General features: G+C 61.0%; 13 protein-coding genes and 2 pseudogenes. 7 read left to right on the top strand and 8 right to left on the bottom strand.

What is annotated here, in order from left to right:
* Position 1: 1 nt before the first annotated feature.
* Genes IYY11_RS12810 through trbB form a run of 3 tightly spaced genes read right to left on the bottom strand, consistent with a single transcriptional unit; the run spans position 2 to position 1,546 of the window.
* Positions 2-283: a VirB3 family type IV secretion system protein gene (locus IYY11_RS12810; protein ID WP_196404199.1), complete on the bottom strand. Its 282-nt coding sequence runs from the start codon at positions 281-283 to the stop codon at positions 2-4.
* On the bottom strand, positions 283-615 hold the full coding sequence (locus tag IYY11_RS12805; RefSeq protein WP_196404198.1) for a TrbC/VirB2 family protein: 333 nt from the start codon (positions 613-615) through the stop codon (positions 283-285). Before IYY11_RS12805 ends, IYY11_RS12810 begins: the two co-directional genes overlap by 1 nt.
* Positions 608-1,546, bottom strand: coding sequence for a P-type conjugative transfer ATPase TrbB (gene trbB, locus IYY11_RS12800; RefSeq protein WP_196404231.1), 939 nt, complete (start codon positions 1,544-1,546; stop codon positions 608-610). Before trbB ends, IYY11_RS12805 begins: the two co-directional genes overlap by 8 nt.
* Positions 1,547-2,648: 1,102 nt before the next feature.
* On the opposite strand from trbB, the gene IYY11_RS12795 reads away from it, so the two are divergent.
* Both IYY11_RS12795 and IYY11_RS12790 read left to right on the top strand, forming a co-directional pair.
* Complete coding sequence (locus tag IYY11_RS12795) at positions 2,649-3,401, top strand: SDR family NAD(P)-dependent oxidoreductase (protein WP_196404197.1); 753 nt, start codon at positions 2,649-2,651, stop codon at positions 3,399-3,401.
* A gap of 371 nt (positions 3,402-3,772) precedes the next feature.
* The gene (locus tag IYY11_RS12790; RefSeq protein ID WP_196404196.1) at positions 3,773-3,991 is read left to right on the top strand and encodes a hypothetical protein; all 219 of its coding nucleotides are present in this window, start codon (positions 3,773-3,775) and stop codon (positions 3,989-3,991) included.
* A gap of 215 nt (positions 3,992-4,206) precedes the next feature.
* On the opposite strand, the gene IYY11_RS12785 is transcribed toward IYY11_RS12790, so the two are convergent.
* Positions 4,207-5,112 (bottom strand): LysR family transcriptional regulator, encoded by a 906-nt coding sequence (locus IYY11_RS12785; protein ID WP_196404195.1) that lies wholly within the window; start codon positions 5,110-5,112, stop codon positions 4,207-4,209.
* 131 nt (positions 5,113-5,243) lie between these two features.
* Here IYY11_RS12785 and IYY11_RS12780 point away from each other — a divergent pair, with 131 nt between their 5' ends.
* The 5 genes and pseudogenes from IYY11_RS12780 (at position 5,244) to IYY11_RS23475 (ending at position 9,253) form a co-directional block, all read left to right on the top strand.
* Positions 5,244-5,915, top strand: coding sequence for a glutathione S-transferase family protein (locus IYY11_RS12780; protein WP_196404194.1), 672 nt, complete (start codon positions 5,244-5,246; stop codon positions 5,913-5,915).
* A 280-nt stretch (positions 5,916-6,195) separates the two neighbouring features.
* A pseudogene (locus IYY11_RS12775) lies at positions 6,196-6,309 on the top strand (SDR family NAD(P)-dependent oxidoreductase); the annotation flags it as partial.
* 191 nt (positions 6,310-6,500) lie between these two features.
* Positions 6,501-7,238: an SDR family NAD(P)-dependent oxidoreductase gene (locus IYY11_RS12770; protein WP_196404193.1), complete on the top strand. Its 738-nt coding sequence runs from the start codon at positions 6,501-6,503 to the stop codon at positions 7,236-7,238.
* 45 nt (positions 7,239-7,283) lie between these two features.
* Positions 7,284-8,246 (top strand): alpha/beta fold hydrolase, encoded by a 963-nt coding sequence (locus IYY11_RS12765; protein WP_246719919.1) that lies wholly within the window; start codon positions 7,284-7,286, stop codon positions 8,244-8,246.
* Positions 8,243-9,253, top strand: a complete 1,011-nt coding sequence (locus IYY11_RS23475) for an ankyrin repeat domain-containing protein (protein ID WP_196404191.1) — start codon at positions 8,243-8,245, stop codon at positions 9,251-9,253. The genes IYY11_RS12765 and IYY11_RS23475 overlap by 4 nt, the downstream gene beginning before the upstream one ends.
* A 201-nt stretch (positions 9,254-9,454) precedes the next feature.
* Here IYY11_RS23475 and IYY11_RS12755 read toward each other — a convergent pair.
* From IYY11_RS12755 to IYY11_RS12740, 4 genes and pseudogenes are all read right to left on the bottom strand, one after another.
* Positions 9,455-9,673, bottom strand: a pseudogene (locus tag IYY11_RS12755) (IS21 family transposase); the annotation flags it as partial.
* Between the two features lie 600 nt (positions 9,674-10,273).
* Positions 10,274-10,705: a ribbon-helix-helix protein, CopG family gene (locus IYY11_RS12750; RefSeq protein WP_196404190.1), complete on the bottom strand. Its 432-nt coding sequence runs from the start codon at positions 10,703-10,705 to the stop codon at positions 10,274-10,276.
* Between the two features lie 9 nt (positions 10,706-10,714).
* Positions 10,715-12,709, bottom strand: coding sequence for a conjugal transfer protein TraG (locus IYY11_RS12745; RefSeq protein WP_196404189.1), 1,995 nt, complete (start codon positions 12,707-12,709; stop codon positions 10,715-10,717).
* Positions 12,710-12,853: 144 nt separating this feature from the next.
* Positions 12,854-14,593 carry a DUF3363 domain-containing protein gene (locus IYY11_RS12740; RefSeq protein WP_196404188.1) on the bottom strand — a complete coding sequence of 580 codons (1,740 nt, stop codon included), beginning with the start codon at positions 14,591-14,593 and terminating at the stop codon, positions 12,854-12,856.
* Positions 14,594-14,692 lie beyond the last annotated feature (99 nt).

The following is a 14,692-nucleotide window of genomic DNA, read 5'->3' as shown; positions in this document are numbered from 1 at the left end:
CTCAAGCGCCAAAATGCGCCGGATAGCGCAGGTGGCGACGCACGACCTCGACGAAGTCGGGATCGCGCTTTCCCGCCCACACGGCGGCGGCTTGCGCGACGACCCAGAAGACGAGACCGGCGATCCAGAGCCGCAATCCGAGCCCAAGCGCCGCCGCGAGCGTGCCGTTCAAGATCGCGATCGAACGCGGCGCGCCGCCAAGAAAGATCGGCTCGGTCAAGGATCGGCGAACGGACACACGGAAGCCCGGGACCGACGCGTCGGGGGACGAAATTGTTTCCATCAGATCAGCGCTCCGCCGCCGAAGGAGAAGAAGGAGAGAAAGAAGCTCGATGCGGCAAAAGCGATGGACAGGCCGAAGACGATTTGCACGAGGCGTCGGAACCCACCTGAAGTGTCGCCAAAGGCGAGGGTCAGGCCGGTCGTGATGATGATGATCACAGCGATGATCTTGGCGACCGGGCCTTCGATTGATTGCAGGATCTGTTGGAGCGGCTGCTCCCAGGGCATGTTCGAGCCAGCGGCGAGAGCCGGCGACGAAACGATTGCAATGCCAAGTCCGAGAACCGCAATTCCAAAGCGCGTCCGAAACGCGCCACTATGAAACCTATTCATGCTCTTCTCCGAAGCTGATGTGGGTAAGATCGATGAGCGCGTAGTCGCCGTGTTCGCCGAGGCCTGTGACAGCCGCGCACTCGATCAACCTGCGCTCAGCCCCTCGGCCGGCAAGCACGGCGACGATCTGGATGGTCTCGGCGATGAGCGCGCGCGGAACGGTGACGACGGCTTCCTGGATGAGCTGTTCGAGACGGCGCAGCGCGCCGAGGGCTGAACCCGCGTGAATGGTGCCGACACCGCCTGGATGGCCCGTGCCCCAAGCCTTGAGCAAATCCAGCGCTTCGCTGCCCCGCACTTCGCCAATCGGAATGCGATCGGGCCGAAGGCGCAGTGAGGAACGAACAAGGTCGGAGAGGGACGCAACGCCGTCCTTGGTCCGCAGCGAAACAAGATTCGGCGCGGCGCACTGCAGTTCGCGCGTGTCTTCGATGAGGACAACGCGATCGTTTGACTTGGCGACTTCGGCCAGCAGCGCATTGACCAGTGTCGTCTTGCCTGTCGAAGTGCCGCCGGCGACGAGGATATTTTTGCGTTCCACCACAGACGCTCGAAGGATCGCGGCTTGGCGCCTCGATATAACGCCCGCGGTGACGTAGTCGTCGAGCGAGAAAACGGCGACAGCAGGCTTACGGATGGAAAAGGCGGGGGCACAGACGATTGGCGGTAACACGCCCTCAAAGCGCTCGCCGGTTTCGGGGAGCTCAGCCGCAACGCGCGGTGCGCCCGAATGAACCTCGGCGCCGACATGATGCGCAACAAGGCGTATGATGCGTTCACCATCCTCCGCCGAAAGTCGGGCGCCCGTGTCCTCTAGCCCGCTCGTTAAGCGATCGAGCCAGAGCCGGCCGTCGGGATTGAGCATGATCTCAACGACTCTCTCGTCGTTTAGCCAGGAGGCAATCTCGGGTCCCAGCGCCGTCCGCAACATGCGCGCGCCGCGCGATAGCGCCTCGACGTTGTTGAAATGGGTTGGCAAGTTTGTCCCCGTTTCCCTTCAAATCGTCAGTTGACGGTTCGGAGTCGGGTCGATTAGGAAAGGCGGGAATGGGTCGAATGCAACAAGTCAGTTGGGAGATTAGGGCTACAGCGTACAAAGACAGGCGAAAGGCTGAGGTCCGGGATTTGCAATGTCATCAGGTCGAGATGCGGCAATATTTGAGCCACATCTCGCAGTTCGCTCTTGACGAGGCATCGAGATAGTCGTGCCTGACCCTTCGTCTCAGTCCTTGGGAGATGTAAAAGCATTCCCGAGGGCCGAGTTCGCTATGGTACGAAAAATATTCGGATTTCTCTCCTCGGCTCTTAAAGAACTTCGCGCCGCGCACGATGCGAGGGACACTCGAACCAAATGGAGCCGCCAGCGCGCCATAGGAGCTCGATGGCTCCGCTCTTAGAACGGCCCGAAGAAGTCGCAAGAACCCGCGTCGGGAGTGGAAGCGGCGACAGCTTTCCGCAATCCGTTCGCCAGGCTGTTCGGTCCACAAGATTCGCGAGGGGGAGGAGCGAGGATCAATATTGATTACGCTATTTTACTCGGCGCGATCGTTAACACGATCGTAATAGCAGCTGGCGGGTCTCACGACGCTGGGCGCGCTGCGCTTCCAACTCGAATCTCTCGACGCGCGTTTTGCTGATCTAGAGGGCCGAAGCAGACTGACGGTCTCACGACGCCGGCGCGCCAAGACGCACGATGGATTAGACACGCACTTCAATGACCCTTTTCGCCCGCTTGGGCCGCAATCCGGAATGCCATTTGTGAGTGCGACGGATGCGATTGGGTGCTCACCGTGGGCAATGGCGGTCGCCTTCATCGGCCTGCAGTCGTCCTATCCTTCGCATTCGCAGTAAGATAGCCCTTCGGTCAAATTTAAGTTGTTTCGGTAGACATAGAGTTTGCTGCAAACGGAGTATCAACGCAGGTAGATATTCCTGCGAATAATATCAGCTATTCCGTTCTCGCCGCGCCAACAACTCGGACGGCTAACTAAATAGTGCTTCGCGGCCTCAAGATATCTTCGGAAAGGATTATCATGGGCAGACTCACAGGAAAGATCGCAGTAATCACCGGTGGCGGCACCGGCATCGGACGCGCGACAGCGAAGCTCTTCGTCGATGAAGGTGCGTCCGTATATATCTTCGGACGTCGACAGACGAAACTCGACGCTGCAGCCAGCGAAATTGGTAATGGAACCATCGCCGTCCAAGGCGATGTCCAGAACAGTGCGGACATCAAGCGCCTTATGGACCGCATCGGCTCCGACCATGGCCGGCTGGACATCGTGATGGCCAATGCGGGCACCATAAGCCCCGAAACCATCTCCGATGCGACCGAGCTAAATTTCGACGAAACGCTGAATACGAATCTGCGTGGCATCTACTTCACCATCAGCCACGCACGTCCCCTGCTCACCCAAGGTGGATCGATAATTCTGACCTCTTCGGTGCTGGGCAACTTCTCGTTCTCCGGCTACGGTGCCTATAGCGCCTCGAAGGCGGCGATCCAGTCGCTTGGCCGCACCTGGTCGACGGAGCTGATCGAGCGCGGCATTCGCGTCAATACAATTAGCCCCGGCCCGATCGACACTCCGATCCTCGAGAAGCAGGTCTCCTCGCCAGAGGAACTCGCAGAGCTGCGCAAGAATTTCGCGGCGATGGTGCCGATGAAGCGGATCGGCGAGCCAGAAGAAGTCGCTGCGGCCGCGCTGTTCCTCGCGAGCGACGAAAGCAGCTACATCTCCGGCATCGACCTACCTGTCGATGGTGGCCTGTCGGCAGCTCTCTAGACCGACGTGGGGCCTCGGGACGCGTGAACCGGAGGCCCTTTCGCCATCCTTCCCAGTACATCACAGAAGCCGATCTGTTCAGATCAGGCAGCAGGTGTAATCCGGCCTCCCCACCGATGTTCACCAGCCGAACGCCACCCCTCCATCGCGGGCGGGTCTGACAACAATTCAGGAAGGGCCGAGACTTGGCCGCGCCACATCGAATTCTCCGAATTCGGCGGCCTTGAAGTCACGCGGTTCGTCGAGACCCAGACCTCCGGCACCGGTGCCAACGGGGTACTGATCCGCGTTTACGCGATCGGTCCGAACCGTGCCGAAGCGATGTTTCGGCGACAGGCGTCGCACACGACGCGGTCGGCGATCGCGTCAACGTGGTCCCCGGCTTCTGGCTGGGCGATTACAACGTCTACCGGGAGATGATCATTGCGCCTGCGCGCTCGGTGATCAAGCAACCGAAATCGCTTTCCTTCGAGGAGTGGGCATCCTTCTGGATCATGTTTCCTAACCGCCTATGGCCCCTGATCGAGGAAGCAAAGATTCAGCCCGGCGAGCCATTACTCATCTCGGCGCCATCCAGCTGGCGAACCTGACGGGGGCGATCCCGATCGCCCTGACGCGTAGCAAGCCTATGGTGACGCCGATCTTGTCGCCGAGAATAGCCACAAACACAGCCATGCGGGCGCCACGTTGTTACTGCGTGCAGCGGGATCTTCGCCAATGGCAGAGTGGACCGACAAAAAGGGCCTGGTCAGCGTCCTCCTGTGCGAGGCCACTCCTGAGCCGTTCGCTGCCTGACGCCCTAGCCCTAGCCGACCCGTAATTCCGGCTCCTCGGCGCAAATCGCAGCGAGGAAATCGATGAATTGCCGCACTCGGGAGGGCATGCGCCGTCCGGCGACGGTAACCGCGTTAATCGGAAAGGGCGGCGGCGCATGCTGGCCCAGAATTCGTACAACCTCGCCGGAGGCCAGCACATCCGTGAACAACCAACTCGCATGATGGGCGATGCCGAGGCCCGCGAGGACCGCGCCCCGGACATGCTCTGCGTCATTTGTGCGGAATGCTCCTCCTCCGTCGACCGTGACCTGCCGGCCGTCTACGTCGAAACCCCACCCCATGATATCGCCCCGGTAGACATAGCTGATACGCTGGTGGCTGCGCAGTTCGTCCAGCGTCTGCGGCGTGCCGTGTTGGGCAAGATAGCTGGAGGAGGCTAGGGTTATCATCCGCATGTCGCCAATGTGCTGGGCGACGAGCGCTGAGTCTGAAAGCCGACCGATGCGGATAGCGACGTCTATTCCCTCTTCGATGAGGTCTACATGGCGGCCAGACACTTCCATCTCGATTGAGACGTCGGGAAAACGTTCCCTGAAACCTAAAAGCCGGGGAATAACGAACATCCTCCCGAAGGCTGGCGAGAGGGTCACGCGGACCAGTCCTGTGGGGGCCGATTGCCCTTCAAGGACTCGTTCTTCGACGAAGTCGAGATCCTGAAGGATACGGAAGGTGGCCTCGTAATAGTCCTGTCCTGCGGGCGTCACGGCAAGGGTACGGGAATTTCTCGCGACGAGTTGTGTCCCGAGCCGCGCCTCAAGCGCAGCAAGCTGTTTGCTGACCGTCGGCTGGCTGACTTTTAGGTCCCGCGCTGCCTGTGAAAAGCTTCCGCTTTCGACGACGCGTACGAACATCCGTATCGCATCAAGCTTATCCATCACTTTCATTCCAAACAAGAATAGAAGGCATAACGGCTTCCGATCTTATCAGATTGTTTAAGTGACTTAGATTCTCGGTCGAAAGGACAACTTCGATCCCGGTTACGGGACTCGAACCGAAAGGAACTGTTATGACGATGAAGATTTACGGCGATCCCGGCTCGGGCAGCTTGCGTCGCGTGACCACCGCTGCGAAGATCATGGGCATCGAACTCGAACGCGTGAACGTTGACCTGTTTAAAGGCGAGAGCCAGACCGACGAGTTCAAATCGCGCCTCAATCCCCACGGTTTGACGCCGGTTCTTGAAGATGGAGACACCATCCTCTATGAGGCCTCGGCGATCAATCTGTACCTTGCCGACAAGGTGAATTCGCCATTGGTCGGCACCACGCAGGAGGGGCGCTTTCAGGTCCTTCAGTGGATGTTCTGGTCCGGCGAGCAGTGGCGCACCTTCACCACCACCATCTTCGACGAGCGAGTCGGGAAGACGATCATGAATCTGCCGAAGGACGAGGCCCTCATCGCATTCGCCGAGGGCAAGATCCGTGCCGCAGCGAAGGTGCTCGACAAGCATCTCGAAGGCCGCAAGTTCATGGTTGGCGATGCGTTGACCTTTGCGGACATCGACATTGCCGCTCCCTTCTCTCAGGTCGATCGCGCAAAGTTTCCGTTCGGGGATTATCTAAACCTCATCGCTTGGCACGACAATCTGTTGCAGTCGTTCCCGGCGTGGGCTGAAACGAAGGCTGAAGTCGACAATCGTTTCGACACCTTCCTGGCGAGCGTCGGCGTGAAGCTATAATTTCTTGGGCTCTTTGTCTGGCCAGCGCGCGCCGGGCCCCTGAGGGGCGCCCGTTAACTGGAGCAGGTCGGTGTTCCGCAGCACCACGTGACCCACCATGAATATGGCGCGGTGACGCTGATCTCGTTCGCCTGGCTCTCACGGTCACCGAGGCAAACCCGGGGCCGATCGTCCGCGAACGCATGAACTGCCGCGCAAGCTCACCCCGCAATCACAGAAATCGCATCTCGCGTAACGAGGAGATTCTTATGTCGCAGGCCCCCATGGAAAAACCGCGCTCGTGACCGGAGGTTCGCGCGGAATCGGTAGGGCGATCGCTGAACGGCTCGCGGCCGACGGCGCGACCGTCGCGATCGCCTACAACGCCAGCAGCACGGGCGCCGAGGGGCTAGCCAGCATGAGGAACGCGACGTACCCGATATGAATAAGCGGCGGGACCCATTGGGAACCGACCGGGAGCAACTTTCGTTCTTTCTGATCACGGGATTTGCCAGCCGACAGGCGGTCGAACCGTTGAGCTTATTTTCGGCCTCCTTGCGGATGACGAGCGGCGCGCTCAGCGCATGACCAGAAGAGCTTTACGCCATGACCCTTGAAGGAAAAATCGCGCTTGTCACTGGTGCGGCCACGGGCATCGGCGCCGTCATCGCAAAGGAGCTTGCGGCGCAGGGGGCGCAGGTGATCGGCGCCGACATCGCGTGGAAGAAAGACGCAAGCCCGCCCGGCGTTCGGCGGGTTCATTGCAATGTCGCCGATCCTTCCAGCGTCCAGGCATGCATTGATCAGATAGAGCTGGGTCAGGGAGGCGTAGATATCCTGGTCAACAATGCCGCGCTGGCGGCGAAGATCTCGCCCAAGCCCTTCGAGCAGATCACGCCGGAGGATTGGACGCGCGTTCTGACCGTCAATACGCTTAGCCAGTTCCTCTGCAGCAAGGCGGTCATCCCGCGTATGCGGAAAAAGAAATGGGGGCGCATCGTCAATCTGACCTCGGCCACGGTCTTTGTCGGCACCCCATACATGCTGCATTACGTTGCGAGCAAAGGAGCGATCGTTGCGATGACGCGCTCACTCGCAGCGGAAGTCGGCCGTGACGGCATCACCGTCAACGCCATCGCGCCCGGCCTCACCGTGACCGGAGGCATACGACGCAACAAGGATTATTCAGAGGAGATGCTGGCGGGCGTCATTGCGTCGCGCGCGATCGCGCGCGAGGAGCGGCCGGAGGATCTCGTCGGCGCCTGCCTGTTTTTAGCGAGCGAGGCGGCCTGCTTCGTTACCGGCCAGATCATAGTCGTCGATGGTGGGGCGACGTTTCATTGATCAGAAGACAGACTCTGATCGGAGCAAAGGCGGAGCATGGCTCAAATGGCGCAGGTGCAAGTCAACAGCGCACCATTCCATGTCATCCACCGGGGTCAGGGCCCCGCCGTTCTGTTCTGTCACGGCTTTCCTGACACGGCGGAGACTTGGCGCAGCCAAATGCGCGCTGTTGAAGAGGCGGGCTATCGCGCGGTGGCGATCGACATGCGGGGCTATGGCGAAAGCTATGCTCCCCCGGACGTCAATCTTTACAGCTCCCTGCACATCGTAGGCGACCTCGTGGGCGTGCTCGACGCTCTCGAGATCAAGTCGGCCGTTCTCGTCGGCCACGACTGGGGCGCCGACCATGCCCAGCGCGCAATGCTGATGCGGCCCGACCGATTTCGCGCGCTCGTCAGCTTGAGCATTCCTTTTGCGCCCCGTGGCGAGATCAGTTTCTGGGACGAGCTTCGCCGGAAAGGCCTGGGCAATCGCTACTATGCGTTCGACATGATGGAGCCCGACGCCGAGATCCGCTACGCGGACGCTCCGAGAACGATACCGAGCGTTTTGTACTGGCTTTCGGCAAGCCCGCGACCCGACGAGAGATGGGACCCGATCGACCCGACCAAGCACATGCTACGGCCTTCTCCGGTCGGTGTGCCGAGTTGGGCGAATCCGGCATACGTCCAACACACGATTCGCTCGTTCGATAGGACGGGCTTTCGCGGCGGGCTCAATTACTACCGCGCCATGCAGACGTCGTTCGATCTCACGGCGGCGTTCAAGAATGCAGTCATCCGGCAGCCCACGCTCTACATCTGGGGCGCTGACGATGGCCTCTGCCGGCTGTTTCATCCTGAGCCACCCACAGCCTCGCAGCTTCAGCAATCTCAGCCTGGCCTGCTCGACGTCGTCCGCGTGGAGAATGCCGGCCATTGGCTCCAGCACGAGGCGGCCGATCGCGTCAACGCCGAGCTTGTCAAATTCCTCGGCGCTATCGGTTCATCTGACGGAACTCCCACGTGACGCTCGAAGCGTCGGTCCGGGCCGGCGACCTTGCGGGTGTTATCGACAGTCTCCGCTCAGGCGCCGAAGTAAACCGCCGCGGCCCCGAGGGCTTCACGCCGCTAATGGTCGCCTCCGGACTCGGCCAGTCGCAATTGGTCGAACTTCTGCTCACGGCTGGTGCGGAGGTCCACGTGATAGAGCCGAGGATGGGCGCGACGGCGTTTCACAAGGCGGCGCAATCCGGCAATACCGACGTCATCCGGCTACTCCTGAACCATGGCGCCTTTATCGATCAACAGTCTCCCGTCCTCGGAAATACTGCGCTAATGGATGCGGTGCTGCACAAGCACGTGGAGGCGGTCCGACTTCTCCTGGAGCGGGGCGCCCGAGCGGCAATCAGCAACCATTGGCGGCAAACAGCCCTCGACCTTGCGAGAGAGGACAAGCTCGACGCGATCGCGCGTCTGATCGAGGCGCAAGAGGAGGCTCACACCAAGCAGATAGGTGCGCTTGCGCTGATGGGGGCAGTCAAGGCAGGCGACATCGGCGAGGTCAAGCGGCTGCTTGCGAACGGCGCCTGCGTTGACGAACGGGCGCCGATCGTGGGGAGCCCCGACGACAATTATACCTCGCTTGGCATCGCTGCTCGTCAAGGCCGGGCCGACATCGTGCGCTTACTGCTGGACGCGGGAGCGGACCCGCGACGGGCCATCGGATTGATGCGGGGCACGCCGGTCCACGAGGCGAGTTATTTCGGGCACGCCGAGGTCATCCAGGCGCTAACGGAAAAGCGCACTCGCGCTGTTGGGCCAGCGTCAGAGTTGGATGCGCAGGGTGCCTACAACGGCTTGACAGCGCTGCACGATGCGGTCTGGCACGGCCATCTGGAAGCGGCGCGAGCGCTCATCGCCGCTGGCGCGCGCCTGGACCTGAGATCGCACGCAGGCCTGACGCCAAGGGAGCTGGCGCTCTTGTATGGCTATGACGATCTCGCACAATGCCTGGCCGAAGCGGAGCAGAATTGAACCAATTTGGGTCGATCTGGGGGATGTGAAGGGAACAGGCTTTTGCAGGCGGATCATTTCAACGGGTAGCTCATCATTAAGGCTGGAGGCCCAGGGGTGTGCAGGCCCGTCCGAAACGTGTCTTGCTGGCCGCCGCTGGGTGACCGACGCCGTCTCTTGGGATGAAAAGAGCAATCTGACCACTGATGTCGGCTTGCACTGCGGAGCAGTCTTGTCCGTCTCCAGGATCGCGTCAATCACCGTGAGCAGCAGCCCGAGCTTCGGCCGCTTCGGCGCCTTTGTGCGCACGTAATCCGGCCGTGCGGAATGGCGGCACATCTTCGCGATCGTGTCCCGGCTCAGTCCAAACACGCGCGCCGCTTCGCGCTGGCTATTGCCCTCAATGAAAACAAAGCGTCGAGCCGCCGCGTAAATCTCCACCGTCCCCGGCCGCCCTCCCGAATCAATGTTCGGGAAGTCAGCCTAAAACTGTGCGGACTTTACGCCGCCACGCGGCCGCAATATGCGACGCTCAATGGCCGACTATTGCGCCGCTGCGTACAACCCTGATGACATCTATAAATTGAGGTTGGCCGACTACGAATACGGCGCCAACGACTGAGCCGTACTCGTCGCTGATCCTATGGGGGGCAGTTGCACGGCAAGGGGCCTTCGTTCGGATCACTTCGACATCGAATCTCGTGTTTCTAACCAAGGGCCAATGGCCCGGGAGTCACCGGCTATGGCGCCGATGGCCCTCCGCCGAAATTACGGCGCGTCGGGGCCCTCAATAAGTACAATCAGACGCAACAGACGGCAACCGGACCTCTTCAGGGGAGCGGCAATCAGGCGAACACGATCTGCTATGGCGTCGACACCCAGCTGGGCGGTGGGCCGGTGCTTTTAACGGCGTGGAAGTGGCGGTAGCAATCCATGTTTCCGGACCCGACGGAACAGCTCACCGGACGTAAACTATGGCATGATGCTCACCGTGCCTGGGTTGATTGATGCCTTGCAGTCCCGTGATCTCAGTGCGACCTTTCACGAAATCTCGCCAGCAGTTTCGGACTGGAATTCCTCCGAGATTTCTTTTGTCAGTCTTTGTCCTTTAGCCATCCTTCGCCCCAACGCCTCGATAAAACTCTCGTAGCGTTCTCGTCCCTTGGCTTGCGCCGCCGGCTGCGTACCTTCGGGCAATGGCGGCGTCGCGGTGAGCCAGGCGCGGACATAGAGCGCGAGCGCCTCGACGGAGAATTCAAGATCACGCTCAAGGCGATCAACGGAGCGCGTTAGGCGATCGAGCCGGCGCGTCACTGCGGCTTCCCAGCGGTCGGCATCGTCCGCCGTCAGGAACGAAATGATCGCGGCTTCCGCGATCGAAGACTTCGCTGCGCGTTCCTTGCTTGCAAGCTTTTCGAGCTGCGCCATCATGTCGGCGTCGAGATAGACGGAAAGGCGCTGCTTCACCGCCATGTAGGTTTCCTACAGCGCTATGCCGTCATCGGGGTCCATCGTCGCCTGTCGCGCCAGCGAGCGAGATTGAGCTCGTAGAATGCGAGCTCTGATCGCCTCGTCGTCATCCGCGTCTTCGACAAGGAAGACTTCTGGTTTCAGCACCAAATTTGGTTCTGGAAGCGCGATGTCTTCGTGCTCGGGGAGCTCAGGTTCACGGCGGATCCCGCAGTTGGCGAAATCCTCGTCGCTTGGCGTTTTCGGTTGCGGTGTCCGCAACGCGGTCCAATCGTCCTTGGTTATGCTGTTGCCTGCCATCATGGGCGCCGCGGACGCGCGGACGGGGCGGGGCGCCGGCGGCGACATAATTCGCGCCGCCAATCGGCGGTCCTCGTAATAGCGCGTTTTTTTTGCTCTGATCGGCGGTAGGCCGGAGACAAGGACGATTTCGTTATCGGGCGGCAATTGCATCACCTCGCCCGGCGTCAGCAGCGCACGCGCGGTTTCCTGACGCGACACCATCAAATGTCCAAGCCATGGACTGAGACGATGGCCGGCGTAGTTCTTCATCGCCCGCATTTCGGTTGCGGTGCCGAGCGCGTCTGAGACCCGCTTGGCCGTGCGTTCGTCATTGGTCGCGAAGGACACTCTGACGTGGCAATTATCGAGAATGGCGTTGTTGGGGCCGTAAGCCTTCTCGATCTGATTGAGCGACTGGGCGATGAGGAAACTTTTCAGTCCATAGCCAGCCATGAAGGCCAGCGCGGATTCGAAGAAGTCGAGCCGGCCGAGCGCCGGAAACTCATCGAGCATGAGCAGTAGGCGATGCCGGCGCTCCCTTGACTCCAGCTCCTCCGTCAGCCGACGGCCGATCTGATTGAGCACGAGGCGCACGAGCGGCTTGGTCCGCGAGATGTCGGACGGGGGAACGACGAGATACAGCGTTGTGGGCGTCTCCCCGGAGACAAGGTCGGCGATGCGCCAGTCGCAGCGGCGCGTGACCTCAGCGACGACGGGGTCGCGATAGAGACCAAGAAAAGACATTGCGGTGGAAAGTACGCCTGAGCGTTCATTCTCGGATTTGTTGAGGAGCTCGCGGGCGGTTGAAGCGACGACCGGGTGCGGGCCGGCCGCGCCAAGATGCTGCGTCGTCATCATGGCTCGCAGCGTCGTTTCGATTGGGCGCTTCGGATCAGAGAGGAAGTTGGCGACGCCCGCGAGCGTCTTTTCGGGTTCGGCATAAAGGACGTGAAGAATGGCGCCGACGAGAAGCGAATGGCTGGTCTTTTCCCAGTGATTGCGTCGCTCAAGAGCCCCTTCCGGGTCAACAAGAATATCGGCGACATTCTGGACGTCTCGCACTTCCGCGGGGCCGCGCCGAACTTCGAGCAAGGGATTGTAGGTAGAGGAGCTGGCGTTCGTTGGATCGAACAGCAGCACGCGGCCAAATCGCGCACGCCAGCCGGCGGTAAGGGACCAGTTCTCGCCCTTGATGTCATGGACGATGATGGACCCGGGCCAGGTAAGAAGCGTCGGAACGACTAGGCCGACGCCCTTGCCAGAACGGGTTGGAGCAAAACACAGGACATGCTCGGGTCCGTCATGGCGCAGATATTTGTCCTCGAATTTTCCGAGCATGACGCCATCTGATTCGAGAAGCCCCGCCTGTCGAACTTCTTCCGGCGTCGCCCAGCGGGCAGAACCATAAGTGACAACGTTCTTAGCTTCGCCGGCGCGATGCACCGACATGCCGATGGCGACCGCGATGGAAGCAAAGCCGCCCGATGCGGCGATGACGGCGCCTTCGACAAAAATATCGGGCGCATAGGCGTCGAAGTGATACCACCACCAAAAGAAAGCCGGCGGCGGATAGAGTCGCCATGTTCCGAGTAGAAACCAGGGCGGGCCCAATTCCGGTTGGAACGCCAATCGCCAGGCCGTCCATTGCGTCGCGCTCCACGTCGTCGCGAGCACAATGGCGAAGACGATTAAGATCTGGTCCCAGAGGATGCGCGTTGCCGACATAACGCCAGCTTGTGGCTTCCAGTTTTGTGTCTGCAAGGAAAATTAACCTCGCGTCGCAGATCGGCGCGCCACAGCGCACAAATACCGGAGGAGACCAAGCGGTCCGCGCCAAGGGATGCCGTGAGAGCCCATTCGGCAACGCTCCTACAAACCGATGCCTCTCTTGCGACCGAAGCTCCAGTCCACGCCGCCCCCTGGGCCCAGCACGCCTGACACCTGCCGTCCAAGTTGCTTTTCGAGCGAAGGGGTCCAAGGGACAAGACTGAAGCCGAGCCCGTCATCGATCATGGCGTAGCGACCGGACGCCAGGGTCACACGCCGCCGATAGACGCCAGCGACGGAATCTCCCTCGGTGACCGAATGTTGGGATAAGCCGGTCTCGGACGTGAGTCGGGCGGACGCTTCGTTCAGCTCGCGAGCGCGCAGCGTTTCGATGAGATTGCTGGCGAAGACCAGTCGCTGACCTTGTCGCCTGGCAAGCCCGTCGGCGATAAGGTGGTCGGCCCGCGCCTCCATCGCGTCACGGACATCCTGACCAAAGCCCGATTCCGATATCGGCATAGACTCTTTGGCGACGAGGCGTCGATCAAGCCAGGTAGCGCCGTTCGCGTCGATCTGATTTTCAATGGAAAGATCGGAACGAACGGCGAGAACAAGACGCGCTGTCCGATCGTCGCCAGATGTGAGGCGTCGAACTTCGACAATCGCGCCTGGAGCGGCGTCACCCGTCGCATCGATGTCGTTGAAGCGGAGGTGATAGGTGCGACCGTCGACGCCATCCACGATCGCGAAGGCGGAGCCCTTTAATTCGTCGTCGAGGCCGCGCGAGATGAGTCGTCCGATGATCGGATCGCCGCGCGTTTCGCCGTCCCAGCAGAAATCGCCCGTCGCACGATCGACGCCCTGGGCGGCGAGGCCTTGATGAATCCGCTTGATGATGTCACCGCGTTCTCCAAGCTTGCGAAGCACGCTCTCGGCCTCCTCGGCCATCACCCATTTGCCCACGCCGACGGGGGCGGCGAGACCGAGCTTCTCCAGCTTGCGCGCCCGTCCAACGAGGAGGCTTCGCTCCATGTCGTTCGCCTGTTCCACATCCGGCCGGAGATCAATGAGGCCGTCCCTTTCCCCGGCTTCGCGGGCCAGCGCCTGATCAAGCGGCGTCCAGCGGTCGGCGTCGACCCGGCGTTCGAGCGATTGGCGAATCTCTTGTTCGCTGCGTTGACCGAGCTCTAGGGTGGCGAGCCGCTCGGCGCGGGCGCGAAGACCCCGGCTGATATAGTCGCGACTGATGACGAGATCGGCGCCGTCATCGGCGCGTCCGCGCAAGAGGACATGGATATGCGGATGCTCGGTGTTCCAATGGTCGATCGCGACCCAGTCGAGCTTGGTCCCAAGATCGCGCGCCATGTCGGCCATGAGATCCCGCGTGAAGGCCCGCAGGTCGCTAAGCTCCATCGCGTCATCCGGCGCGACGATAAAGCGAAAGTGATGGCGATCGCTCTGGCATCGCTCGGTGAAGGACTTGACGTCAACGCCATCGCCACTGGCATCAAACATTTTTCCGGGCGCGCCATCGCGCGTGACGCCGTCGCGACGCAGATAGGAAAGATGCGCCGCGAGGGACATCGACTTTCCGCGATGTCGAACCACACGGGCCTTCACCACCACAATTCGCGGTCGGGAGGTCAGTCCGCGCAGCGCGGAGAAGCTCGCGGCGCGGCCACGACCGAAAGCGTGGCGTCCCTTTCCGTGTGAACTCGAACGATTTAGTCCGCCCGCCTTCTGCGTCGCGGCCAACACGCGGGAAACGAAAGACTTTACCTTTCCGGGCTTCGTCTGCCGAATGCGCTCGGGACGAATGCGGATATCGTCATCGCTGGCCATGTCAAAAGTCTCGCGAAGTGGAAATGAAGGTGCGGGCGCAATGAGTTATTGTTTGGGGGAGGCTGCGGATGGAATTGACAGCCTGCGCGAATGCATTGA

Source organism: Methylocystis sp. H62, assembly GCF_015709515.1.
Lineage (GTDB): Bacteria > Pseudomonadota > Alphaproteobacteria > Rhizobiales > Beijerinckiaceae > Methylocystis.
Note: the sequence above shows the minus strand (reverse complement) of the source record. Positions and strands in the feature narration are given on the sequence as shown.